We start from the raw sequence: 24,833 nt of genomic DNA on the forward strand, positions 1-24,833 counted from the left end.
CCGGCCTACACCGCTCGGAGCACGTGCTTGATTTCCTGGAAGGCGCTCAATCCCCAAGGCCCAAGCTCCCGTCCGATGCTGCTTTGTTTGTAGCCACCCCAAGCCGTCTGCGGGAAGATCACTTGCGGCGCGTTGATCCACACCAACCCAGCCTCAAGCGCATTGGCTACCCGCTCGGCAGCGATCAAGTCATTGCTGACCACACTGGCCACCAGCCCAAACTCGCTGTCATTGGCCAATGCCACAGCTTGGGCTTCGTCGGCCACCGGGCGTACACAAAGCACCGGACCGAAGATTTCCTCGCACCACAGCGCACTGTCCAAGGGCACATCGGTGAACACGGTGGGGCTGATGTAATACCCGCTCGACAGCGCTGATGGGCGCGCGCCACCGCATAGCAGTCGCGCGCCGGCCTCCAGGCCTGCAGCGATATGTTTCTGCACCCGCCGGTATTGCGCCTGGTTGACCAGTGCACCCATTTCATTTTCGCCCGTGAACGGGTCGCCGACTCGAATCGCCTCGGCCCGACATTTCAGACGTGCGATAAAGTCCGGGTACAAAGCCTCAGCAACTAACACGCGACTGGTGGCCGAGCACATTTGCCCGGCATTGAAGAAACCGCCCAAACATGTCAGCTCAACAGCCAGATCAAGATCAGCCGCCTCAAGCACCAGCAACGATGACTTGCCGCCCAGCTCCAGGCTAACGCCCTTGACGGTTTCCGCGGCGCGCTGCATCACTTGCATCCCCACCGCATTGCTGCCGGTGAAGGACACCTTGGCGATACGCGGGTCCGCCGCCAAGGCTGCACCGACGTCGATTCCGGTGCCACAGACCAGGTTGAACACGCCAGCAGGCAAGCCTGCCTGGGCAATCACGTTGGCCAGTTCGAGCTCCGCCAACGGCGTAACCTCTGAAGGCTTGAGCACCACGCAGCAGCCAGCCGCCAAGGCCGGGGCCAGTTTCCAGGCGGTAGTCACCATGGGGAAGTTCCAGGGCACGATCAAGCCGACCACACCGCACGGCTCGCGCCGCAACCGCGCTACAAAATCCTCGCTCGGCAGTGCCACTGGGCAGTCCTGCCCGGCATCGAGGTGATCGGCGAGTTCGGCGTAGTAGCGGAACGTTGCAATGACATCGTCGACGTCCATGTGTGCTTCGGCGAGCGGCTTGCCATTGTTGCTGGCCTGGAGGAACACCAGGCGCTCACGACTCGCCTCGACACCGTCGGCAATTGTGCGCAGTACCACCGCGCGATCGCTTGCGCGCGTTGTCGACCATTCTGAAAATGCAGCTCGAGCCGCCAGGGTGGCGCGCTCTACTGCCGCTCCATCACCGCCCGCCACTTCGGCCAATTGCTGCTCGTTACTGGGGTTTATCACCGTTAGCGGCTGTAGGCCCAGCTCCCAGACACCGTTGATGTAGACACCTGGAGTTTTGATCATGCCGGCACCACCTGCATCCAGCGGTTCTGATCGATTTCGATCAGGCTCGGGCCCTTGCGGGCACACGCCTGGCGCAACGCCTCACGCAGTTGCTCGACATCGTCCACAGCCTGGGCGGCACAGCCCAGGGCCTTGGCCACACCGATGAAGTCTGGCGTATGAATATCCACGCCCACTGGCTCGATGGCGCGGTTGACCATGTACTTCTTGATTTCCTCGTAGCCCTGGTTGTTCCACAGCACGACAATTAGCGGCACCTGTGCTTCGGTTGCACTGGCCAGTTCCGGCAGGGTGAACTGCAAACCGCCGTCACCAATCAGGCAAATGACTGGTGCCCGGTCCTCAATGGCTTCGGCGTTGCCCAACCACGCGCCCATGGCTGCCGGCAAGGCATAGCCCAGCGTGCCGTAGCCGGTTGAGGCATTGAACCAGCGCCGTGGATGATCCATGTCCAGGGTCAGGTTGCCGGTATAGACCGGTTGGGTCGAATCACCCACCAACACGGCATTGGGCAAGGTTTCGAGCAGGGTCTTGAGCATGCGGGTCTGGCTGTGCATTGGCGCATCCCAATCAGCCAACAGCCGCTCACGCAAACGTGCCGCGCGGCCGGCGCCCCACTGCGCTGTGCGTACTGGAGTTGGCTGATCGGCCAACGCTACGAGCAGCGCCTGGGTGGCGACTGTAGCGTCGGCAACCAACGCAAGCTCAGGCGGGTAGTTGCGTACCGTCTGGTCCGGATCGATGTCGATTCGCAGCAAACGGCCAGGGATCTCGAAGCCACCTTTGAAGGTCACGTCATAGTCGGTTTCAGCAAGCTCGGTGCCAATTGCCAGCACCACGTCAGCTTCGGCCACCAACTCACGGGTTGCCACCAGCGACTGGGTCGAACCGATCTGCAGCGGGTGGTTGGAGGGCAGCACACCCTTGGCGTTGATTGTCAACGCCACCGGCGCCTGCAGATATTCAGCCAGGCGCGTCAGTTCCACGCTGGCTTCGATGGCACCGCCACCGGCGAGGATCAGCGGGCGTCGTGCACTGGCCAACAGTGTCGCCATTTGCGCCACCGCTGCTGGGGCAGCACCGGCGCGGGAAATACGCACAGGCGTACTGTTCAATAGGTGATCGGCATCTTCAACCAGGACATCCAGCGGGATCTCGATATGCACCGGGCGCGGACGCGCCCCATCAAACACCGCAAAGGCACGGGCCAACACCATCGGCAGATCATCGGCACTCATCAAGGTATGCGAGAAGCCCGCAACGCCCGCAACCAAGTTGCCCTGGGCCGGCAACTCATGCAGTTTGCCGCGTCCACCCCCCAACTGGTTGCGCGACTGCACGCTGGAAATCACCAGCATCGGAATCGAGTCGGCATAGGCCTGGCCCATCGCGGTGGTGATGTTGGTCATTCCCGGACCGGTAATGATGAAGCAGACACCCGGCTTGCCACGGGTGCGCGCGTAGCCATCAGCCATGAAACCTGCGCCCTGCTCGTGACGCGGGGTTATGTGCCGGATAGAAGAGCTTGCCAGGCCACGGTAGAGTTCCACGGTATGCACGCCGGGAATTCCAAAGACATGGTCAACACCATAGCCTTCAAGAAGTTTTACCAGTACTTCACCGCAAGTTGCCATGTTCGTCTGCCTGTTGTTGTGCTGAAAACAGACTTCATTGGACCGCTGGCTGGCTACCGGCACAATGCAAAAAAGCTCATACTAGCCATGTCTACAGATCATGGCTGAGTTCTCATGAAACGCCTGCCGCCGCTGCCGGCCCTGCATACCTTTCTGGTCACTGCCCAGTGCTGCAACTTCACCCGTGCGGCGCAACTGCTGCACATTACCCAGGGGGCAGTGAGCCGGCAGATCGCGGGCCTGGAAGATCATCTTGGCTATGCCCTATTCCTGCGCCAGGCCCGAGGCTTGAGCCTGACCCGCGAAGGTCATGATTGGTTGCCACGGGTGCAACAGGTTTTCGCCTTGATCGAGGAAGGTGTGCAGCAAGTGGGGGCTCGCAGCACCACGTTGCAGCTTAAGGCGCCCACCTGTGTCATGCGCTGGCTGCTGCCGCGCTTGATGGAATGGCAAGCGCTACGCCCGGATGTGCCGGTAGAGTTGACCACCACCGTGCAGCATGGTATGGACTTTCGTCGCGAAATGTTCGATGCGGCCGTGGTCTACGGTGCTGCGCCCAATCATGGCTTGCACACCCTTAAGCTGTTCGACGAACAACTCACGCCTGTGTGCGCGCCGCAATTGCTCGCGGGGCCTTTGCCCTTGCAGCAGTTGGCGGACCTTGAACACCACATGCTGCTGCACCCGACACGTGACCAGCGTGACTGGAACACCTGGCTCGCAGCAGCAGGTGCACATCTGTCCCGGCAAGGCAAAGTCCAGCATTTCGAAACCTTGGACATGGCCATGTCCATGGCCTCACAAGGCACTGGCGTAGCTATCGGCGATTGGTCGCTGATCGGTGATGATCTGAGCTGTGGCCGGCTGGTTACGCCGTTCCCGCTCAAGGTCGCTACCGGTCAGGCCTACTACCTGGTGCGACCACAAGGCTCGACCTCGACAGCCTTGCTGGAACTGCTCGACTGGTTGTGCGAGCAGTCCCAGGCCCGGACGCCTCAGTAACCGACGGTGAAACGCTGGCGCGAGTGAGCGGGTTTTTCCACTTCATCAAGCATAGCGATGGCGTAGTCGGCAAAGCTGATCCAGCTTTTACCGTCGGCAGCGATCAGCAGATGATCCTTGCCGACACGATAGTGGGCGGCTCGCGCGGCTTCGACGAACTCCGCCGATGGCGAAAGGAAGGTCCAGTCCAACTCTTTTTCCTGACGCAGGGTATCGAGGTAGTGCCCACCGGCCGTGGCTTCGGCCTTGTACGCTTCGGGAAAATCTGGACTGTCGATAACCTTGTGGCCCGATGGCAGCAACAGGCTACCTGCCCCACCCACTACCAACAGCCGTTTGACCCCGGCCTTTTTCACCGGCTCGATGATGGCCTGTGGCTTGATGGCGGAAAAATGCACAGCACTGAGGACCACGTCCTGGCCAACCAGGGCGCGCTCCATTGCAGCCGTGTCAGTGACATCCAGGGCCAGGGTGGTAACCCCTTCACGCCCCTGCAACCGGGCCGGGTTGCGTGCGATCGCGGTAACGCTGTGTCCCCGTCGCAGGGCTTCTTCCAGTAATTGGCTACCGGCACGACCCGTTGCACCAATGATTGCGATCTTGCTCATGGAAAATCTCCAGTCAGAGTTGAATGTCACTTACCACTTCATTTCGTCCTTGGCGACCTTGGCGCCGAGCTCCAGCGAACTTTCTTCACCCAGGCCCGGGTAGCGTTTTTTCATCGCAGCAATCAGCTCTGCGGCGTTACCCGCCTTGGCGGTTTCTTCGTCAAAGGCACGGATGTAATCCGCGGTGAAGTTGACCGCTTCAAGCGACCTGCCGGGCTGGCCCAGGTAATGACCAGGCACCACGACCTGCGGCTTGAGCAATTGGATGCGCTGGAGTGTTGTAAGCCAATCCTTGTGGGACTGTGCCGACTGGGTGTCGGCCATCCACACATGCAGGTTGTCTGCCACCACTACCCCACCGACTACCGCCTTGATCGAAGGAATCCAGACAAAACTGCGATCCGGCTGCGGGCCATCCAGGCCAAGCACTTGCAGTGGCTGGCCTTCGAGCATCAACTGATTGCCTTCAAGCACTTGCGGCACGACTAACCGCGCGGGTTTGTCGGTGCCCATCTGCGGCCCCCAGTACGCCAATTTGGCGTCCATGGTCTGCTTGATATGCGCCACAGTGGCCGCGGAGGCCACAACCTTGGCCTGCGGATAGGCATCGGTAAGCGTCTGCAAGCCGAGGTAGTAATCCGGATCACCGTGGCTGATATAGATAGTGGTGAGGTTTTTGCCACCGGTGCGAAGCTTGGTCAGGACCTGTTCGGCCTGTGTCTTACCGAACTGGGCATCGACCAGAATGGCGTCGTGCTTGGCACTGACAATCACCGAGCTGACCGGAAACAATGCGTCAGCGCCTGGGTTGTAGACGTCCAGGAGCAGCGGCTGCTCAGCGGCATGGGGCTGGGCCAGGACACCGAAGGTGACACAGGCCAGTAGCAGCCCACACAAGGAGAATGAACGACGCATCAAGGTAGATCCCGTAAGAAGAGGCAGTGGGCAACAGCTTAGTTGCACAAACCAATACAAAAAATGCGATGCTTTGACATAGTTTGTTTCTAAAACCGGGCAAATAATGGATCGTCTGAACGCAATGCGGGTCTTCGTCAGTGTCGTGGATCTGGGCAGCCAATCGGCGGCTGCCGATCACCTGGACCTGTCACGCCCGGTTGTTTCTCGCTACCTGGCAGAACTTGAAGACTGGGTAGGTGCGCGCTTGATGCAACGCACAACCCGGCGCTTGAGCCTGACTGCCGCCGGCCAGGAAACCTTGCCGCGCTGCCGCCAGATGCTGGAACTGGCTGGCGACTTGCAAGCGGCCGTCAGCACCCCGGACGAGGCGCCACGCGGTGAATTGCGCATCAGCGTCAGCACCTCATTTGGCCAGGCACAGCTGGTCGATGCCGTGGCCGAATACGTCAAACGCTATCCAGGGGTAAAGATCGACCTGCAAATGCTCGATCGCACGGTCAACTTGGTGGATGAGCGCATCGATCTGGCGATCCGCACAAGCAACGATCTGGACCCCTACCTGATTGCCCGACGCCTGACTGTGTGCCGCTCGGTCATCTGCGCATCCCCTGCCTACTTGCGCACCCATCCCACCCCCTTGCAGGTACAGGACCTGAGTCAGCACAACTGCCTCACCCACTCCTACTTCGGCCGTAGCCTCTGGCACTTCGACGTACAGGGCGAAGCCGTCGCGGTGCCAGTGCAGGGCAATATCAGCGCCAATGAAGCGATGACCTTGCAACGCGCGGCACTGACCGGCGTCGGCATTGCCATGCTGCCCACCTACCAGGCCGCAGCCGCCTTGCGCAGCGGTGAACTGATGCGCCTGCTGCCCCACGCCCGCCCGCGTGAACTCAATCTCAATGCGGTCTACACCTCACGCAAGCACATGCCTGCAACGCTGCGCAGCATGCTCGACTTCCTCGCCGAGCGCTTCACCGCCGAACCACAATGGGACCGCGACCTGCCCTGATACGGGCAGCCCAGGCAAAGCTGGCCTATGCTTTAGGTAGCACTTGTGTGCGACTGAAAGGAGGTGAGCGTCATGACCCTCAAGTCCAGAAGATGCGCTGTCATTTGCGCTATCGCAGCAGTGCTGGGGCTCTATGCCGCAGCCGCTTTTCGGGTTGAACAGGCCCGTCACCAGCCGTATTCGGCAGCCAGTTGCAGCCTGGCCCATTGCGTACCCCACACCGCCACCTTGAGCGCGCTCAGATAGCCCTGGGCAGAAGATGTGAAGAGTGGCACGCGCTTCGCGGCAGACGCTTAGCAAGCTATCGAGTACACTGGGCAGCACTTGCTCCCGCAGCTCAAGCCTGTGGGATAACCCTGCCTTTCGAGCTGGCCTGTGACGCAACTCAATACCCCGCAACCGGTCCTGCGAAGCGTGCTGGTAGCGCTGATGCTGGCGATTTTCCTGGGTGCCCTGGACCAGACCATCGTCGCCGTGTCGATGCCGGCGATCTCCGCCCAATTTAATGATGTCGGCCTGCTTGCCTGGGTGATTTCCGGCTATATGGTAGCCATGACCGTGGCTGTGCCGATCTACGGCAAGCTGGGTGATCTGTACGGCAGGCGCCGGATGATTCTTACCGGCACCGCGCTGTTTACCCTCGCATCGCTGTTCTGTGCCCTGGCCCAGAATATGGAGCAACTGGTGTTGGCGCGGGTACTCCAGGGTATCGGCGCCGGCGGCATGGTCTCGGTGAGCCAGGCGATCATTGGCGACTTCGTGCCCCCACGGGAACGGGGTCGCTATCAGGGTTACTTCAGCAGTATGTATGCCCTGGCCAGCGTCCTGGGCCCGGTGCTGGGTGGTTATTTGACCGAATATTTGTCGTGGCGCTGGGTATTCTGGTTGAACCTGCCGCTGGGACTGGCGGCATGGTGGGTGACCCGCCGCGCGCTGCGAACCCTGGCGGTGCCGCAGCGCCAGGTTCAGGTCGATTACATGGGGGCTGCGTTGCTGATCTTCGGGCTGAGCAGCTTGTTGCTGGGCATCACCCTGATCGGCCAGGGCCAGCCCTGGTACTCACCAGCAGTCAGCGCTCTGCTGCTCTGCGCCCTCGTCGGATTACTGGCTTTCGTCCTGCATGAGCGCCGTACGCAAGAGCCGCTGCTGCCGCTGAAACTATTCGCCAACCGAGTGGCTACCCTGTGTTGGTGCACCCTGTTCTTCACCAGTTTTCAGGCTATTTCCCTGACGATGCTGATGCCCCTGCGCTACCAGAGCATCACCGGTGCGGGTGCCGACAGCGCCGCATTGCACCTGCTGCCACTGGCTATTGGCCTGCCGATCGGTGCCTACTGCGGCGGACGCCTGACCAGTTTTACCGGTCGCTACAAACCGCAGATCCTCGGTGGCGCGCTGCTCATGCCGTTTGCCATCGTCGGCATGGCCTATACGGCACCAGAAGCTGTCTGGCTCAGCGGTGTGTTCATGCTACTGACCGGAATTGCATCGGGCCTGCAGTTCCCAACCTCGCTGGTCGCGGCCCAGAGCGCAGTAGAACCAAAGGATATCGGCGTAGCGACCAGCACCAGCAACCTGTTTCGCTCCCTGGGGGGAGCAATGGGGGTTGCGTGTATGTCGGCGCTGCTGCTGGCGATGCTGCAACAGGGAGGTCTGAGCCTCGCCGGTGACGCGCTGCTCGGAAGCCTTAAAGCCGCAGGCCCAAGTGCGACCCTGCAAGCCGAATTGCTGCTGACCTTCCGTCAACTGCTGCTTGGTAGTGCAACAGTGTCGCTACTCGGATTAACCGCCGCGCTGGCTTTGCCTGACAGACAATTACGCGGCCGCATGTAGGACTTTATGAAGTTGACCGCAACAATTGATCACAAACCTTCACAAAGTCTTATTTGCGCAACGAGGGGCTCAAGCGCAGCATATCCAACCCGGTATCGACCCAAAGCTCAGCGTCACCCAACAGGTCGAAGCTTTCCGGTAACAGCAGCCAGCGGCGTATCAAGCCATCTATATAGGCATAGATCGCCAGCGCAGCGCGCTCCGGGTTCATATCAGCGGGCAATTGCCCACGCCTGACTGCATTGGCCAGTGATAACGCGATGTTGGCATGACATTCGAAGGTCGACGTCTGCCGTTGCTGGCGGATTTCGCACATATCATCGGTAAATTCACATTTATGATGGAGAATTTCGTTGATACGGCGGGTTTTCGGGTCGAGCACCATCTGATGCATCAATTGCACGAGAAGCTTGCGCATGCAGCCCAGAGGATCAACTTCATCTTCGCTTTCACTGGCCCGAGCCAAGGCGTCCAAGGGCTCGTGCAGGCTTTCCAGCATGGCTTCGACCAGTTCCGCCTTGTCGTTGAAATGCCAGTAGATAGCGCCGCGAGTCACCCCGGCCAACTTGGCGATATCGGCGAGAGTGGTACGCGCTACCCCGCGCTTGTAGAAGGCTTTTTCCGCAGCTTCGAGAATTTGCGCGCGGGTTTCCTGAGCTTCCTCTTTGGTTCGACGGACCATGGCATCACCACCTCATCAAGACCCAGATACGTCTATAGGCACCTGGGAGCTGCGCCGGATCAACCTCTGTTGGGCGTTACCGGAGTATTAATTTCAAGGCTTGCGACAGCCACTGGCATCACGCGCAAGGTATTTACAAACAACCATGAATGTAAGTATATTCCTTAGCAAGCTATTAATCCATATAGACAAATTTATTTCATAGCGCCCCCTTTCCATTATTCTTGAGCGTCTTCAGCTCTTGCGACCCGAGGATCTTCATGCAATTCAAGCCAGCTGTTACCGCTCTGGTATCCGCCGTCGCCCTGGCAACACTGCTCAGCGGCTGTAAAAAGGAAGAGGCTGCGCCTGTTGCGCAAGTTCCTCAGGTCGGCATCGTTACTCTCCAGACTCAAGCCTATACCCTGACCTCCGACCTGCCGGGGCGCACCACTGCGTACCGCATCGCCGAAGTTCGCCCACAGGTCAACGGCATCATTCTCAAACGCCTGTTCAAAGAAGGCAGCGAGGTCAAGGAAGGCCAGCAGCTGTACCAGATCGACCCTTCGGTGTACGAAGCGACCCTGGCCAGCGCCCAAGCCAACTTGCAATCGACCCGTTCGCTGTCCGAGCGCTACAAGCAGCTGGTAGCCGAACAAGCGGTGAGCCGTCAGGAATACGACGACGCACAAGCCAAACGTTTGCAAGCTGAAGCAGCACTGCGCAGCGCCCAGATCGACTTGCGCTATACCAAGGTCCTGGCACCACTGAGCGGTCGCATTGGCCGTTCCTCGGTGACTGAAGGTGCACTGGTCAACAATGGCCAGGCGGACGCGATGGCGGTGATCCAGCAACTTGATCCGATCTACGTCGACGTCACCCAATCCTCGGCCGAGTTGCTCAAGCTGCGCCGCGAGCTGGAAAGCGGCCAGTTGCAGAAAATTGGCGATAACGCGGCCAAGGTCACCCTGACCCTGGAAGACGGCAGCACCTACCGCCAGGAAGGTCGCCTGGAGTTCTCCGAAGTCTCGGTCGATCCAACCACCGGTTCGGTGACGCTGCGTGCAGTGTTCCCGAACCCTGAGCATAACCTGCTGCCAGGCATGTTCGTTCATGCGCGCCTGAAGGCTGGGGTTAACGCTCAAGCCATCCTCGCGCCACAACAGGGTGTAACCCGCGACCTCAAGGGCCAGCCAACCGCGCTTGTAGTCAATAAGGAAAACAAGGTTGAGCTGCGTCAGCTTGAAGCCAGCCGTACCGTTGGTAGCGACTGGTTGATCGCCAAAGGCCTGAACGCCGGCGACCGCCTGATCACCGAAGGCTTGCAGTTCGTCAAGCCAGGCGATGAGGTCAAGGTCAGCGAAGCGACCAACGTCAAGCCTGCCCAGCCAACCCAGGCCAAAGCAACGACTGCAGGGGCCAAAGGGGAGTAAACCATGTCGAGATTTTTTATCGATCGCCCGATCTTTGCCTGGGTGATCGCTTTGGTGATCATGCTGGTCGGTGCGTTGGCGATCCTGAAGTTGCCAATCAACCAGTACCCCAGCATCGCTCCACCGGCTGTGGCGATCTCCGTGACCTACCCGGGCGCCTCGGCGCAAACCGTGCAGGACACCGTGGTTCAGGTTATCGAGCAGCAGCTCAACGGTATCGACAACCTGCGGTATGTCTCGTCGGAGAGTAACTCCGACGGCACCATGACCATTACCGCGACCTTCGAACAGGGGACCAACTCCGATACCGCTCAGGTTCAGGTGCAGAACAAGCTGAACCTGGCAACGCCACTGCTGCCGCAAGAGGTTCAGCAGCAAGGTATCCGTGTTACCAAGGCAGTGAAAAACTTCCTTCTGGTAATCGGTCTGGTATCTGAAGACGGCAGCATGACCAAGGACGACTTGGCCAACTACATCGTCTCCAACATGCAGGACCCTATCTCGCGGACCGCCGGTGTCGGTGACTTCCAGGTGTTCGGTGCCCAGTACGCCATGCGTATCTGGCTGGATCCGGCCAAGCTGAACAAGTACCAGCTGACTCCGGTCGATGTGCGCACCGCGGTATCGGCGCAGAACGTCCAGATTTCCTCTGGCCAGCTTGGCGGCCTGCCGGCCCTGCCGGGTACCCAGCTCAACGCCACCATCATCGGCAAGACCCGTCTGCAGACTGCCGAGCAGTTTGAAAACATCCTGCTCAAGGTCAATCGCGACGGCTCGCAGGTGCGTCTCAAAGACGTAGCTGAAGTCGGTCTTGGCGGTGAGAACTACGCCGTCAGCGCCCAGTTCAACGGCAAGCCGGCCTCGGGCCTGGCGGTCAAGCTGGCAACCGGTGCCAACGCCCTGGACACTGCCAAGGCCCTGCGCAAGACCATCAGCGAGCTGGAACCGTTCTTCCCGGAAGGCATGAAGGCGGTGTTCCCGTATGACACCACGCCAGTGGTGACCGAATCGATCAGCGGGGTAATCCATACCCTGATCGAAGCGATCGTGCTGGTGTTCCTGGTGATGTACCTGTTCCTGCAGAACTTCCGCGCCACCATCATCACCACCATGACGGTACCCGTGGTACTGCTCGGCACCTTCGGCATCCTTGCTGCCGCAGGCTTCAGTATCAACACCCTGACCATGTTCGGCATGGTGCTTGCCATCGGCTTGCTGGTGGACGATGCCATTGTTGTGGTGGAGAACGTCGAACGGGTAATGGCCGAAGAAGGCCTGTCACCCAAGGAAGCGACGAAAAAGTCCATGGGCCAGATCCAGGGGGCCCTGGTTGGTATCGCCATGGTGCTTTCCGCCGTACTGCTGCCGATGGCGTTCTTCAGTGGTTCTACCGGGGTGATCTACAAGCAGTTCTCGATCACCATCGTGTCTGCTATGGCACTCTCGGTGCTGGTTGCCTTGATCTTTACCCCAGCCCTGTGCGCGACCATGCTCAAGCCAGTCGCCAAGGGTGAGCATCATGTCGCCAAACGCGGTTTCTTCGGCTGGTTCAACCGCAACTTCGACCGCAGCGTAGAGAGCTATGAACGTGGCGTAGGCAACATCCTGCGAAACAAGGCACCGTACCTGCTGGCCTACCTGCTGATCATGGTCGGCATGATCTGGCTGTTCACCCGTATCCCGACGGCCTTCCTTCCCGAGGAAGACCAAGGCGTACTGTTTGCCCAGGTGCAAACGCCGGCGGGCTCCAGTGCCGAACGTACCCAGGTGGTGATCGACGAGATGCGCGCCTACCTGCTGGACAAGGAAGCCGATACGGTTGCCTCGGTGTTCACGGTGAACGGCTTCAACTTTGCCGGTCGCGGCCAAAGCTCGGGCATGGCCTTCATCATGCTCAAGCCATGGGAAGAGCGCTCCGCCGAGAACAACGTGTTCAATCTGGCGGCCCGCGCCCAGCAGCACTTCTTCACGTTCCGCGACGCCATGGTGTTCGCCTTTGCCCCGCCTGCAGTACTTGAGTTGGGTAACGCCACGGGCTTCGACGTGTTCCTTCAGGACCGTGCCGGCGTCGGACACGAAAAGCTGATGGAAGCGCGCAACCAGTTCCTCGGCATGGCGGCACAAAGCAAGATTCTCTCTGCTGTGCGTCCAAACGGCCTGAACGATGAACCGCAGTACCAGTTGACCGTCGACGACGAACGCGCCAGCGCCCTGGGCGTGACCATTGCCGAGATCAACAACACCCTGTCGATTGCCTTGGGTGCTAGCTACGTCAACGACTTTATCGACCGCGGTCGGGTCAAGAAGGTCTACATCCAGGGTGAGTCGGCATCGCGCATGAGCCCGGAAGACCTGCAGAAGTGGTATGTGCGCAATGCCGTCGGCGAGATGGTGCCGTTTTCCTCATTCGCCAAAGGCGAATGGATCTACGGTCCGCCGAAACTTGCGCGCTACAACGGTGTAGAGGCGATGGAAATTCTCGGTGCCCCGGCCCCTGGCTACAGTACCGGTGAAGCCATGCTTGAAGTTGAGCGCATTGCCGCGCAACTGCCAAAGGGCATCGGCTACTCCTGGACCGGCCTGTCGTACGAGGAACGCCTGTCGGGTTCCCAGGCGCCAGCCTTGTATGCGCTGTCGCTGCTAATGGTATTCCTATGTCTGGCTGCGCTGTATGAAAGCTGGTCGATTCCAATCGCGGTCATGCTCGTAGTACCCCTGGGGGTCATTGGTGCGCTGCTGGCCACCAGCCTGCGCGGTCTGTCCAACGACGTGTACTTCCAGGTGGGTCTATTGACCACCATCGGTCTGGCAGCGAAGAACGCGATTCTGATCGTGGAGTTCGCCAAGGAACTGCATGAGCAGGGTCGAAGCCTTGCCGATGCGGCGATCGAAGCCTGCCGGATGCGTCTGCGGCCGATCATCATGACGTCGCTGGCGTTCATTCTCGGCGTGGTACCGTTGGCTATCTCCACCGGTGCAGGCTCGGGCAGCCAGCACGCTATCGGTACCGGGGTAATCGGCGGGATGCTGACGGCCACCGTACTGGCGATCTTCTGGGTACCGCTGTTCTTTGTAACTGTGTCGTCGATGTTCAGCAGCAAGAAACCTGAAGAAGACGCCAAACCTGAAACTCCACGCTACGAGGCTGGGCAATGAGTAAGTCCCTTTTGTCCCTGGCGGTAACCGCTTTCATACTTGGCGGCTGCTCGCTGATCCCTGATTACCAGACCCCGGAATCGCCGGTGGCAGCGCAGTGGCCGCAAGGCCCTGCGTATTCACCGACCGAGTCGGCGAATGTGGCGGCTGCCGAACAGGGCTGGCGTCAGTTTTTCAATGACCCGGCGCTGCAGCAACTGATCCAGACCTCGCTGGTCAACAACCGCGACCTCAAGGTCGCGGCGCTGAACATCGATGCCTACCGGGCCCAGTACCGCATCCAGCGCGCCGACCTGTTCCCGGCAGTCAGCGCCAATGGCAGCGGCAGCCGCCAGCGGATGCCCGGCAACATGACGCAGACTGGCGATTCGGAGATCACCAGTTCGTATTCGGCCACGCTCGGTGTAAGCGCCTATGAACTCGACCTGTTCGGTCGGGTTCGCAGCCTCACTGAACAGCAACTGGAAATCTACCTGTCCAGTGAAGAGGCTCGCCGCTCCACCCAGATCGCTCTGGTTGCCAGCGTCGCCAACGCCTACTTCACCTGGCAGGCCGACCAGGCCTTGCTGAAGCTGACCGAAGAAACCCTCAAGACCTACGAGCAGAGCTACGCACTAACCCTGCGCAGCAATGAGGTCGGTGTAGCGTCGGCCCTGGACCTGAGTCAGGCACGCACCTCGGTCGAAGGCGCCCGCGTCAAGCTGGCCCAGTACCAACGCCTGGTTGCCCAGGATGCGAACAGCCTGGCAGTACTGATCGGTACCAGCCTGCCAGCCGATCTGCCTGCAGCACAAAACCTGGACAGCGACGTGTTGGCCGAAGTGCCCGCAGGCTTGCCGTCCGATCTGCTGCAACGTCGTCCGGACATCCAGGAAGCCGAACACCTGCTCAAGGCCGCCAATGCCAACATCGGCGCCGCCCGTGCAGCGTTCTTCCCGAGCATCAGCCTGACCGCCAATGCCGGTACCCTGAGCCCAGACATGGACGGTTTGTTCAAGGGTGGCTCCGGGACCTGGCTGTTCCAGCCGCAGATCAATCTGCCGATCTTCAACGCCGGTGCCTTGCGTGCCAGCCTCGACTACTCGAAGATCCAGAAAGACATCAACATCGCCAAGTACGAGAAAACCATCCAGACCGCTTTCCAGGAAGTGTCTGATGGTCTCGCGGCGCGCCGTACCTTCAACGATCAGTTGCAGGCTCAGCGCGATCTGGTCGCCGCCAACCAGGACTACTACCGTCTGGCTGAGCGTCGCTACCGTATCGGTGTCGACAGCAACCTGACTTTCCTCGATGCACAGCGCCAGCTGTTCAACACCCAACAGGCGTTGATCAGCGATCGTCTGTCGCAACTGATCAGTGAGGTCAACCTGTACAAGGCCCTTGGTGGCGGCTGGAACGAGCAAACCGCTCAGGCCCAGCAGCACGCGGCGATCGACTCGTCGAAAAGCTGAGTATCTGTTGCGTAATCAAGCCCACCCCAGCGGTGGGCTTTTTTATGGTTCTTCAGGGAGTTCCGGGAACTATAGTTTCTGGGTAGGTGGTTGGGTTTGAGGCTGCGAGCTTATCTATTCAATGCGGCGCCGCTGCCGACCCTACGGTCACCAGTTACTCAGTTGGTCTTTCGCGGGTAAGTACCGGAATGTGGCTCGTGTGTCGATGGGCATATCCGTTTGATGTGGTGGCACCACTGGCTGGTTTCGCCTTTACGGCGACCCACTTTTGTCGGGGCAAAAGTGGGCAAAATCCCTTGTCCCTGCATTCGGCCCTACGCTGCGCTCCGGGTTCCCTCATTCCACCCTTGCTCCCGTGGGGACCGCGCCGAAGGGCCGTCCTGGCCCTGCGGCGCTCGCCGGCCATCCATGGCCGTCGCCCCACTACGCAAGGGTTCCATTCGGCCTGCTGAAGGGACGATTTGTGGCGTTTGCACGATTTGTGTAGGGAGAAGCACGGCAACGGCAACGGCAACGGCAACGGCAACAGCGAGGCGCTGGTGTGGCGCTTTTGATGTTGATCTAGTTTTTCGCACATCGCCAGTTCAGACACCTGGATCGTCCCTTCAGTAGGCTGAGTGTAGGTATTGCGTAGTCGGGTGCAGGCCATGGATGGCCTGCGAGCACCGTAGGGCCAGGACGGCCCTTCGGTGCGGTCCCGACGGGAGCAAGGGTGGAATGAGGGGACCCGGAGCGCAGCGCAGGGCCGGATGCAGGGACAGACGGTTTTGATTCCTTTTGCCAAGACAAAAGGAATGCGCCGTAAGGGCGCAAAGGTGACTCCAAACCGCCCATGCCAATGGATCAGCACCTGGCCGTATGTGTCACTGACTACGCAATTGGCCAACAGCGGCGCCGCATTGAATGGATAAGCTCGCAGACTCAAATCCCAGCCCAGCCCAGCCCAGCCCAGCCCAGCCCAGCCCAGCCCCAAGATCATCCCCACAGGATTCAGTGAAGAACCTTTTTATTCCCGCTGCCCCCTGCACCTGCGGTACGTATGCCGGGCGATCCTTACGCCCCGCGAAGGGTGCGACTACGCTGCCCCGCGACACCCACCGGCACATCACCCTGCAAGGTCACACGGCGCACTACCCGGTTCTGGCTGCCATAGTCATCCACCGCGTAATGCTGGGTAGCGCGGTTGTCCCAGATCGCCACATCACCCGCCTGCCAGCGCCAGCGCACGGTGTTTTCCAAGCGCGTGACATGGCTTTGCAGCAGGTTGAACAGGTGCGTGGAGTCGAACTGCGAATAGCCTCTCAGGCGTTTGACGAAGTGCCCAAGCAGCAAGTGCTTTTCGCCGCTGACCGGGTGTACGCGCACCACCGGGTGCTCGGTTTCGTAGACGGTCGAGGTGAAGATACGACGATAGTTTTCCTGCTGCTCCAGCGTGACATTCGGCTTGGCCGCTGCGTAATCGTACTCATTGCTGTGCACTGCCCACAGTTGATCGGCCAGGGCTTTGAGTTCGGCGGGAAGATCTTGATAGGCAGTCGCAGTGTTGGCCCACACCGTGTCTCCTCCCGCTTGCGGCGCAACCACCGAACGCAGGATTGACGCCTTGGGATAGGCATCGACGAAGGTCACGTCGGTGTGCCACGAATTGGCCCGGCGCTCACTGTCCAGCTCCAGGAGAAAACGCGTGCCTTCGCGTACTGGCACGGTAGGGTGCGCGATCGGCTCGCCAAGCAAATGGGCAAAGGCTTCCTGGCCCTGATCGTCAAGTTGATGCTGAGCACGGAAGAAGATCACCTTGTGCTCCACCAGCGCGGCCTGAATCGCGTCGATCACCGCGGGTTCCAGGTCGGCGCTCAGCTGCACCCCGCGTATCTCGACGCCGATGCGTCCGGCGACCGGATGAATATCCAACACAGGGTTGATGGCTGCTACGGCGTGTGCGGCATTGCTCATGGTACGACCCTCATCTGGCTGCTTTCGGAAAAATCCCGGCGAAACACTTGCGCTATCAATATGCAAATAAGCTCTAACAGATATTCAATTGCTTCATTGACGGAATAAGAGCTTGCATTTAAAACCTGAGGCTTCGTGGCGGCAAATACCTTCGCCGTATTTTTGGAATGCCGGGAAAGCATATGGATCTTCGCCAACTGCGTTACTTCATCGCCCTTACTGAACACCGCAGTTTTGTCCGCGCGGCAGATGCCATGGGCATCACTCAACCCGCCTTCAGCCGCAGCATCCAAGGCCTGGAACACGAGTTTGGTTGTGTGCTGGTTGATCGCGGCAACAAGGAGTTGCGCCCCACGCCCGAAGGCCAGGTGGTATTGCAGCACGCTTTGCGTCTGGTCCAGGGTGCTGCGCAATTGAGTTGCGAAGTGCTGCAGATGACCAAACTCGATGCTGGTGAGTTGCACTTCGGCTGCGGGCCGGCACCGGCTGTGAACCTGGTGCCTCAGGCATTGGCTCGGTTTCTCAAGGCCCACCCAAAAGTGCAAACCCGCCTTGAGGTGGACAACTGGGAGAAACTCAGTCGCGCGCTGAATCGAGAGGAAATCGAATTTTTCATTGCCGATATCCGCCAGTTCGAGGCTGACCCGAACTTCCAGACCTTGCCATTGACCGCCCGCCGCGGCTTGTTTTTCTGCCGTCCGGGGCACCCATTGCTGGCCAAAGACAGCGTATCGACCAACGATATGTTCGATTACCCGTTAGCCACTACGCTGATTCCGCCAGGGGTGCGCAAGCTGCTGGCCAACCTCAGCGGCAAGACAGACTTCACCCCGCAGTTACTCACCGAGCACCTACCGACTCTGGTGAGACGGGTGCTAGACAGCGATGCCATCGGCATCGGCACCGAGGAAGCCTTTGCCGAAGAAATCCAGCAGGGCCGTCTGGTGCGCCTGCACTGGCGCAATCTGCCGGCCAACCTCGACAGCCTCAATGCCCGCTGCGGCATTGTCAGCCGCAGCGGTTATCGCCTGTCGCCAGCGGCGCGGGCAATGATCGACACCTTGATCAGCCTCGATCAGCAACCTGCGCTACAGGGACTGGCCGGATAGCCTGGGGGGCCAGCCACTGGCTCACCTGGAATGGCTTGCGGATCAGCCGCTGGGCAGCGGCTAGATCGACAGAGGCTTGAAGCTGGTCGAGAAAGGGTTGATCGAGGCTGGAGCGGAAGGTGAACTCAAGCGCCTCGTCCTGCAAGTCACGTTGCAGGATAACCGGCGGATAGCTCGCCAGCCCCGAAACCAGCTCAATGTAGGCCTGCTTGTTGTTCTCATCACTCAACCACTGCACCGCCTGCTGCTGGGCCACGAGCAAGCGCTGAACCAGTTGCGGGTGAGCATCGACGAAGGCACCGGAGCCCACCAGAACAGCCTGGATACTCCCCGCACCGCCCAAGTCCCTGGTGTTGAGCGGCAGCTCGGCGAGCCCGCGTTCCTGTAGCGCGGTCAAGCCAGACAGGCCCCAGGTGGCGTCTATTTGCCTGGCCGCCAAGGCGGCAACCGAGGCATTGAAATCAAGGTTGATGATCTTGAAGTCCTTCTCGCTCAGGCCCTGGCTAGCCAGGGCGGCATCGAAGGACAACTGGCTGGCGGTGCCGCGAAAAATTGCCACGCGTTTGCCCTTGAGGTCCTGCAGGGTCTTGATGCCACTACCCGGTGAAACCCCCAGGTAGTGCTTGATGCCACGCCCGGTAGAAGCCAGCAAACGCGTGTCTACGCCGTTGGCTTTGCCGATGATCGCAGCCAGGTCGCCCAAGTAGGCGAAGTCGACCTGGCCATTGGCAAAGGCTTCGTTGATAACCGGTCCCGCCCCCTTGAAGTAGTTCCACTGGATCTTGATGCCGTCGTCAGCGAAGGCTTTTTCCAGCAGTTGCTGGGTGCGCAACACATCGGTAATTCCACCTCCTGAATGCTGGGTACCTGCACTCAGATCGGGTACGGCGATGCGTATTTCGCGGACCTCAACGGCCTGCGCCAGTGGCGGTAGCCAACCCACCACCGCAGCCAGGGCGGGAGCGGCAAACAAACTGAAAACACGATTGATCGACAGGTTCATGGCGGACGACTCCTTGTAGTGATGCGTCCACGCTACGCACAACTGCAAAGATCAAATAAATACTAATAAATTACATTTTAATAACTTAATAACATAAACAAGCACTGCCGGGCCTTTCCTTGGCCATGCATGACAGACAAAAAAAATATGCCTTCAAGGCATTGGATCTGCGCGTTTTGGCCTGCTTTAAATGCTCTCTCTTATCGCCTATTCGAATTTATTTTAAAAAAAATATACCCGAAAGGAATATGAACATAGCCAATCCACGGAGGTTCGCCCATGGCCCGAGCATCACTTTCCAGCCTATCCCTGCCTGCACCGGCGACGCGGGGGCGTGGCTTGGGCAGCGCGTACTGGACGCGTCTGCAGGCCTGGTATTTGCCTCTGGGTCTGGCTGCGCTGTGGTGGCTGGCCAGTCGCAACCTGTGGATGAGCGAACAAATCCTGCCAGCCCCGAGCCTGGTCTGGCAGAGTGCTCAGGAACTGGCCCATGGTGAGCTGTGGGCGCATTTGGCTATAAGCCTGCAACGCCTGCTGATCGCTTTGCTGGCAGGCGTCAGCTGCGGAGCACTGCTGGGTGCCTGGTTGGGTTTCAGTCGTCGTGCCGAGCGCTTGGTACTGCCGACGTTCAATGCCCTTGCGCAGATCCCGACATTGGCCTGGGTGCCATTGTTCATGGTGCTGTTCGGCATTGGCGAGTTGCTCAAGCTGGTGGTGCTGGTCAAGGCGATCATCGTGCCGGTGACCCTGCATACTCTGGTAGGCGTGCGTGACGCGCAACCCCGCCTGCGCGAAGCAGCTGCGGTACTCAAACTGCCGCGCCGGTTAATGATCACCCGGTTGATCCTGCCCGCCGCGTTGCCAGCTTTTCTCGCCGGGGTACGCCTGGCGCTCGCCACCGGGTGGTCTTCGCTGTTGGCCGTTGAGCTGCTCGCCTCCAGCGAGGGCATCGGCTATTTGATGGTGTGGGCGCGGCAATTGTTCATGCTCGACATCGTTTTTGTCTGCATCGCAGTTATCGGCCTGATTGGTTTTGGCATGGACCGTGGCCTCGGCTGGCTGGATCGGCGCCTAGTGTATTGGCCGCATCCACCCGGCGCCGAACTGCGGGTCCAACCTCTGCAGGGCAGTGAACGCCTGCAAGCCCTGTTGCTACCGCTGACGCTCCTGCTCATCTGGCAGTTGGCCAATCAGTGGCAATGGGTCGACAGTAATATTCTGGTGGCACCGCTGCAGGTGCTGGGCACGGCCTGGAAGGGTGTCGTGGACGGCACCCTCACGGCGGCCCTGGCGGTAAGTGTCGGGCGCGCCCTGGCGGGATTGGTGCTCGGTGGCGGCCTCGGTTTTGCCCTGGGCCTGTGGTTGGGTTTGTCGCACCGCGCCGAACGCCTGCTCGGGCCCAGCCTTGCCGGCCTGCGGCAGATCGCGATCTTCGCCTGGGTGCCATTGCTCACCGCCTGGTTCGGTCTTGGAGAGCCGGCCAAATGGGTATTTGTCGGCCTGGCAGCGTTCTTTCCCTTGTTCATCGCCACCCAGCGTAGCGTTGCCAACCGTTCACCACAACTGGACGAAGCGGCGCGGGTGCTGCACCTGAATTTGCCGCAACAGCTGATGCGCCTGGTACTGCCTGGGGCGGCACCGGGGATCTTCGCTGGCCTGCGTGTGGGCCTGATCTATGCCTGGCTGGGCACCATCGGTGCCGAATACTTCATGCCCTCCGGTGGCGGTATCGGCAGCCTGATGATCGGCGCCCAGCAACTGCTGCGCATGGACCTGATCATGGCCGGCATGCTTCTGGTCGGCCTCACCGGCGCGCTGTTGGGCGCTCTCGGTCAACACATCGAATCGCGCGCCACGCGCTGGAGACGAGCATGAATGCCATTGCCCCCGCTTTAGTCAGTTTCAATCAGGTCGGGAAACACTTCGCCGTAGCAGGTGGAGAGCTTGAGGCCATCCGAGACTTCAACCTGCAGATCGCCGACGGCGAGTTCGTGGCCATTGTCGGCGCCAGCGGCTGCGGAAAGTCCACCCTGCTGCGTCTGCTGATCGGCCTGGACGACGATTATCAGGGGCAGATCCTGATCGACGGCCAGGCCCTAAATGGAATAGGCAGCGAGCGCGGCATCGTGTTTCAGGAGCATCGATTGTTCCCTTGGCTGACGGTGCGCGAAAACATTGCCTTGGGCCTGGTCAATCACTCCCTGCCAGGTCCCGAACGCGAGCAGCGGATCGCCGAATACATTGCCCTGGTTGGCCTGCAAGACTTCAGCCTGGCCTATCCGCACCAGCTTTCCGGGGGGATGGCCCAACGCGTGGCGATCGCCCGTGGCCTGGTTGCCAGCCCGCGCATCCTGCTGCTCGATGAACCTTTCGGCGCCCTGGATGCGCTCACTCGTCAACAGATGCAGGAAGAGCTGTTGGCGATCCGCGAACGCTCCCGTATCACCACCTTGCTGGTCACCCACGATGTCGAAGAGGCGCTGTTCCTGGCCGACCGGGTGGTGGTGCTGGAGCCACGTCCGGGACGTATCAAACGCATCAACAGCGTCGACCTGCCGCACCCACGCCAACGATCCAGTTATGAGTTTCATCGCCTGCGCGAAGCGCTGCTGCATGAACTGACGGCAGACGACCGCTACTTGCCGCCAGCACCTATACACATCCACAACCTGCCCCTTTCCTACCTAGCCTATTGAGAACCAACCATGAGCCAACGCCCCAACTTTCTGGTCATCGTTGCCGATGACCTGGGATTCTCCGACCTCGGCGCCTTCGGCGGTGAAATCGCCACGCCGAATCTGGACACCCTGGCCAATGCCGGCCTGCGCCTGACCGACTTCCACACGGCGCCAACCTGCTCGCCCACCCGCTCGATGCTGCTTACCGGCACCGACCACCATATTGCCGGTATCGGCACCATGGCCGAAGCCCTGACCCCAGAGCTGATCGGCAAACCGGGTTACGAGGGCTATCTCAATGATCGAGTGGTGGCCCTGCCGGAGCTGCTGCGCGAAGCGGGCTACCAGACGCTGATGAGTGGCAAGTGGCACCTGGGCCTCAAAGCCGAGCTGGCGCCGCACGCCCGCGGTTTCGAGCGTTCCTTCGCGCTGCTGCCGGGTGCAGCCAACCACTACGGTTTTGAGCCGACCTATGATGAGCAAACGCCGCGCCTGCTTAAATCCACCCCGGCGCTGTATATCGAGGACCAGACCTTCGTCGAACAATTGCCCGAGGACTTCTACTCTTCCGACGCCTTTGGCGACAAATTGCTGCACTACCTCAAGGAACGCGACCAGAGCCGACCTTTCTTCGCCTACTTGCCCTTCTCCGCTCCGCACTGGCCATTACAGGCGCCCGCCGAAGTGGTTGCCCGCTACAAAGGCCGCTACGATGCAGGTCCTGCGGTACTGCGCCAGGAACGTCTGGAAAAACTGCGTCAGCTCGGTCTGATCAAGGCCGACACCCGTGCCCACCCGGTGGACGATCACTGGGAGAAGCTCAGCGATGAACAGCGCCAACGCTCGGCGCGGTCCATGGAGGTGTACGCGGCGATGGTCGAGCGCATGGACTGGAACATTGGCCGGGTACTGGATTACCTGCGCAATCAGGGGCAGTTGGACAACACCCTGGTGCTGTTCATGTCCGACAATGGCGCAGAAGGCGCACTGCTTGAAGCCTTCCCAAAATTCGGACCACACCTGGCCAGCTATTTGGATCAGCATTACGACAACAGCCTGGATAACATCGGGCGCGCCAATTCCTATGTTTGGTACGGCCCGCAATGGGCGCAGGCGGCAACTGCCCCATCACGTCTGTACAAGGCCTTCACCAGTGAGGGTGGTATCCGGGTTCCTGCACTGGTGCACTACCCGGCGCTGTCACGCCAGGGGCAAATCAGCCATCAGTTCAGCACGGTGATGGACATCACCCCGACCCTGCTCGACCTCGCCGGCGTTCGTCATCCCGGTACGCGTTGGCATGGACGCGATGTCGCTGCACTGCGCGGCAAGTCATGGCTCGGCTACCTGTCAGGTGAAACCGAACAGGTACACGATGAGCACACCGTCACCGGCTGGGAGCTGTTCGGCCGCCGGGCGATCCGCCAAGGTCAATGGAAAGCCGTGTACATTCCTGGTCCGGTGGGCCCGGCCACCTGGCAGTTGTACGACCTGAACAACGACCCGGGAGAGATCGACGACCTGGCCCTGGCACAACCGGCCAAGCTCGAGGCGCTGCTGGAACAGTGGCAGAAGTACGTCGAGGAAACCGGGGTCATTCTTAGCGAATCACCGTTCCAGCCGGACTAGCCAAGGCCTGCAGACGGGCGGGGTCGAGAATTTCGATCTCGCCATACCCCAGCCGCAGCGCCCCGTCCTGTTGCAACGACTTAAGGATCTGGTTGGTGGTCTGGCGCGACAGCGACAGCATCAGCGCCAGTTGCTCCTGTGACAGCTGCAATACTCGCCGGCTGTCATTCATTTCGCCGTAACCTGCGGCGATCTGCAGCAACCGGAGGGCCACGCGTGGTGCGGCGGCCAACAGGCTTTGCTGCTCCAGTGCGACAAACACCAGGCGCAACTTCTGGCTCATCAGCAAGGCAAAATCGCGCCAATACCCAGGTTGCTGCGCCAGCAAGGCAAGCAGCGCCGCCTGCGGTATCCAGAGCAGATTCACCCCGCCTTCAGCCTGGGCATCATGGGTGCGTGGCTGACCGTCGAACAAGCTTATCTCCCCAAACCATTGCGGTGCCTCCACCAAGGTCAACAGGGCCTCCTTGCCCTCGCTGCTGACCGCGCCCACGCGCATGCTGCCAGACAGCACCGCGTATAACCCGCACGGTGCATCACCGCGCTGGAACAGCACCTGCCCCGGAGCCAGCGCTCGCAGGCGGGCCGACCGCAGCAGGCTATCCTGAAGGGATAAGGGCAGGTGCTTGAACCAGTGGCCTTGGATCATGCACTGGTACCACGTGGGATCGGTGCTCATAACGCCTCGAAGGTCAACTCTGTCGGCTAGGCGACAGACAGTCGGAATGTGTGCAGGGCATGCTCATCTCACCCTTCAGGAGGAACAATAATGAAAAACCTCGTTGAATACCTCAGCCAGTATGCTGCCTACCACCGTGACCCGCGCAATATCGCCACCCATTTCGTCGGCATCCCGATGATCGTGGTCGCCGTAACAGTGCTGCTGTCGCGGCCTGGCCTGGACATGGCGGGCGTGTGGCTGTCGCCCGCCTTGCTGGTGGCCTTGCTGACAGGCTGGTTCTACCTGCGCCTGGATCAACAGTTCGGTCTGATCATGGCATTGCTGCTGGGCTTGTGCCTGTGGGCCGGCCAGATGCTGGCGCAGCAGAGCACCGTGGTCTGGTTGAGTGCCGGGCTGGGGCTGTTTGTGCTCGGTTGGATAATCCAGTTTGTCGGGCATCACTATGAAGGCCGCAAGCCGGCCTTCGTGGATGACCTCAGTGGCCTGATCGTCGGGCCATTGTTCGTGGTCGCCGAGCTGGCATTTGTGCTGGGAATGCGGCCGGAGTTGAAACAGGCCATCGAAAACAATGCCGGGCCGGTGGCGCTGGTGCCTGGCCGGTAGGAGCGGGTTTGCCCCGCTCCCGG

The 24,833-nt window shown here is 60.3% G+C and carries 19 protein-coding genes; 11 read left to right on the top strand and 8 right to left on the bottom strand.

Annotated elements, in window-relative coordinates:
• Nucleotides 1–5: 5 nt before the first annotated feature.
• On the bottom strand, nucleotides 6–1,445 hold the full coding sequence (locus tag H8F21_RS21140) for an aldehyde dehydrogenase family protein (RefSeq protein ID WP_203585252.1): 1,440 nt from the start codon (nucleotides 1,443–1,445) through the stop codon (nucleotides 6–8).
• Nucleotides 1,442–3,079, bottom strand: coding sequence for a 5-guanidino-2-oxopentanoate decarboxylase (locus H8F21_RS21145; protein WP_203585253.1), 1,638 nt, complete (start codon nucleotides 3,077–3,079; stop codon nucleotides 1,442–1,444). Before H8F21_RS21145 ends, H8F21_RS21140 begins: the two co-directional genes overlap by 4 nt.
• Before the next feature lie 114 nt (nucleotides 3,080–3,193).
• Here H8F21_RS21145 and H8F21_RS21150 point away from each other — a divergent pair, with 114 nt between their 5' ends.
• A complete protein-coding gene (locus H8F21_RS21150) occupies nucleotides 3,194–4,081 on the top strand; it encodes a LysR substrate-binding domain-containing protein (protein WP_203585254.1) in 888 nt (295 codons plus the stop codon).
• Here H8F21_RS21150 and H8F21_RS21155 read toward each other — a convergent pair.
• Both H8F21_RS21155 and H8F21_RS21160 read right to left on the bottom strand, forming a co-directional pair.
• Nucleotides 4,075–4,689: an NAD(P)-dependent oxidoreductase gene (locus H8F21_RS21155; RefSeq protein ID WP_203585255.1), complete on the bottom strand. Its 615-nt coding sequence runs from the start codon at nucleotides 4,687–4,689 to the stop codon at nucleotides 4,075–4,077. The genes H8F21_RS21150 and H8F21_RS21155 overlap by 7 nt on opposite strands.
• A 30-nt stretch (nucleotides 4,690–4,719) precedes the next feature.
• Nucleotides 4,720–5,604 (bottom strand): MBL fold metallo-hydrolase, encoded by an 885-nt coding sequence (locus tag H8F21_RS21160; RefSeq protein ID WP_203585256.1) that lies wholly within the window; start codon nucleotides 5,602–5,604, stop codon nucleotides 4,720–4,722.
• A 106-nt stretch (nucleotides 5,605–5,710) separates the two neighbouring features.
• Between H8F21_RS21160 and H8F21_RS21165 the strand changes: the two genes are divergently transcribed.
• Nucleotides 5,711–6,619 (top strand): LysR family transcriptional regulator, encoded by a 909-nt coding sequence (locus tag H8F21_RS21165; protein WP_203585257.1) that lies wholly within the window; start codon nucleotides 5,711–5,713, stop codon nucleotides 6,617–6,619.
• 375 nt (nucleotides 6,620–6,994) lie between these two features.
• Nucleotides 6,995–8,452 carry an MDR family MFS transporter gene (locus tag H8F21_RS21170; protein ID WP_328824387.1) on the top strand — a complete coding sequence of 486 codons (1,458 nt, stop codon included), beginning with the start codon at nucleotides 6,995–6,997 and terminating at the stop codon, nucleotides 8,450–8,452.
• A 49-nt stretch (nucleotides 8,453–8,501) separates the two neighbouring features.
• Here the strand turns inward: H8F21_RS21170 and H8F21_RS21175 are convergent, their stop codons facing one another.
• Nucleotides 8,502–9,134: a TetR family transcriptional regulator gene (locus H8F21_RS21175; RefSeq protein WP_203478094.1), complete on the bottom strand. Its 633-nt coding sequence runs from the start codon at nucleotides 9,132–9,134 to the stop codon at nucleotides 8,502–8,504.
• A gap of 260 nt (nucleotides 9,135–9,394) precedes the next feature.
• Here H8F21_RS21175 and H8F21_RS21180 point away from each other — a divergent pair, with 260 nt between their 5' ends.
• Genes H8F21_RS21180 through H8F21_RS21190 form a run of 3 tightly spaced genes read left to right on the top strand, consistent with a single transcriptional unit; the run spans nucleotide 9,395 to nucleotide 15,153 of the window.
• Entirely contained in the window at nucleotides 9,395–10,546 is a 1,152-nt protein-coding gene (locus H8F21_RS21180) for an efflux RND transporter periplasmic adaptor subunit (protein WP_203478096.1), read from the top strand.
• Nucleotides 10,547–10,549: 3 nt separating this feature from the next.
• The gene (locus H8F21_RS21185) at nucleotides 10,550–13,702 is read left to right on the top strand and encodes an efflux RND transporter permease subunit (RefSeq protein WP_203478098.1); all 3,153 of its coding nucleotides are present in this window, start codon (nucleotides 10,550–10,552) and stop codon (nucleotides 13,700–13,702) included.
• Complete coding sequence (locus tag H8F21_RS21190) at nucleotides 13,699–15,153, top strand: AdeC/AdeK/OprM family multidrug efflux complex outer membrane factor (protein WP_203585258.1); 1,455 nt, start codon at nucleotides 13,699–13,701, stop codon at nucleotides 15,151–15,153. The genes H8F21_RS21185 and H8F21_RS21190 overlap by 4 nt, the downstream gene beginning before the upstream one ends.
• Before the next feature lie 1,053 nt (nucleotides 15,154–16,206).
• On the opposite strand, the gene H8F21_RS21195 is transcribed toward H8F21_RS21190, so the two are convergent.
• A complete protein-coding gene (locus H8F21_RS21195; RefSeq protein ID WP_203585259.1) occupies nucleotides 16,207–17,106 on the bottom strand; it encodes a TauD/TfdA dioxygenase family protein in 900 nt (299 codons plus the stop codon).
• A gap of 182 nt (nucleotides 17,107–17,288) precedes the next feature.
• Between H8F21_RS21195 and H8F21_RS21200 the strand changes: the two genes are divergently transcribed.
• A complete protein-coding gene (locus H8F21_RS21200; RefSeq protein ID WP_203478107.1) occupies nucleotides 17,289–18,215 on the top strand; it encodes a LysR family transcriptional regulator in 927 nt (308 codons plus the stop codon).
• Here the strand turns inward: H8F21_RS21200 and H8F21_RS21205 are convergent.
• On the bottom strand, nucleotides 18,172–19,218 hold the full coding sequence (locus H8F21_RS21205; protein ID WP_203478119.1) for an ABC transporter substrate-binding protein: 1,047 nt from the start codon (nucleotides 19,216–19,218) through the stop codon (nucleotides 18,172–18,174). The two genes, H8F21_RS21200 and H8F21_RS21205, sit on opposite strands and share 44 nt — an antisense overlap.
• Before the next feature lie 279 nt (nucleotides 19,219–19,497).
• On the opposite strand from H8F21_RS21205, the gene H8F21_RS21210 reads away from it, so the two are divergent.
• The 3 genes from H8F21_RS21210 to H8F21_RS21220 are packed head-to-tail and all read left to right on the top strand — an operon-like array spanning nucleotide 19,498 to nucleotide 23,525.
• Nucleotides 19,498–21,093, top strand: coding sequence for an ABC transporter permease (locus H8F21_RS21210; protein WP_203585260.1), 1,596 nt, complete (start codon nucleotides 19,498–19,500; stop codon nucleotides 21,091–21,093).
• Nucleotides 21,090–21,914, top strand: coding sequence for an ABC transporter ATP-binding protein (locus tag H8F21_RS21215; RefSeq protein WP_203478131.1), 825 nt, complete (start codon nucleotides 21,090–21,092; stop codon nucleotides 21,912–21,914). Before H8F21_RS21210 ends, H8F21_RS21215 begins: the two co-directional genes overlap by 4 nt.
• A gap of 9 nt (nucleotides 21,915–21,923) precedes the next feature.
• The gene (locus H8F21_RS21220) at nucleotides 21,924–23,525 is read left to right on the top strand and encodes an arylsulfatase (RefSeq protein ID WP_203585261.1); all 1,602 of its coding nucleotides are present in this window, start codon (nucleotides 21,924–21,926) and stop codon (nucleotides 23,523–23,525) included.
• On the opposite strand, the gene H8F21_RS21225 is transcribed toward H8F21_RS21220, so the two are convergent.
• Nucleotides 23,497–24,204 carry a Crp/Fnr family transcriptional regulator gene (locus H8F21_RS21225; RefSeq protein ID WP_203585262.1) on the bottom strand — a complete coding sequence of 236 codons (708 nt, stop codon included), beginning with the start codon at nucleotides 24,202–24,204 and terminating at the stop codon, nucleotides 23,497–23,499. The two genes, H8F21_RS21220 and H8F21_RS21225, sit on opposite strands and share 29 nt — an antisense overlap.
• Before the next feature lie 90 nt (nucleotides 24,205–24,294).
• On the opposite strand from H8F21_RS21225, the gene H8F21_RS21230 reads away from it, so the two are divergent.
• Nucleotides 24,295–24,810: an Mpo1 family 2-hydroxy fatty acid dioxygenase gene (locus tag H8F21_RS21230; RefSeq protein WP_203585263.1), complete on the top strand. Its 516-nt coding sequence runs from the start codon at nucleotides 24,295–24,297 to the stop codon at nucleotides 24,808–24,810.
• Nucleotides 24,811–24,833: the final 23 nt, after the last annotated feature.

Origin of the sequence: Pseudomonas arcuscaelestis, from assembly GCF_016881005.1 — a bacterium.
Taxonomy (GTDB): domain Bacteria; phylum Pseudomonadota; class Gammaproteobacteria; order Pseudomonadales; family Pseudomonadaceae; genus Aquipseudomonas; species Aquipseudomonas arcuscaelestis.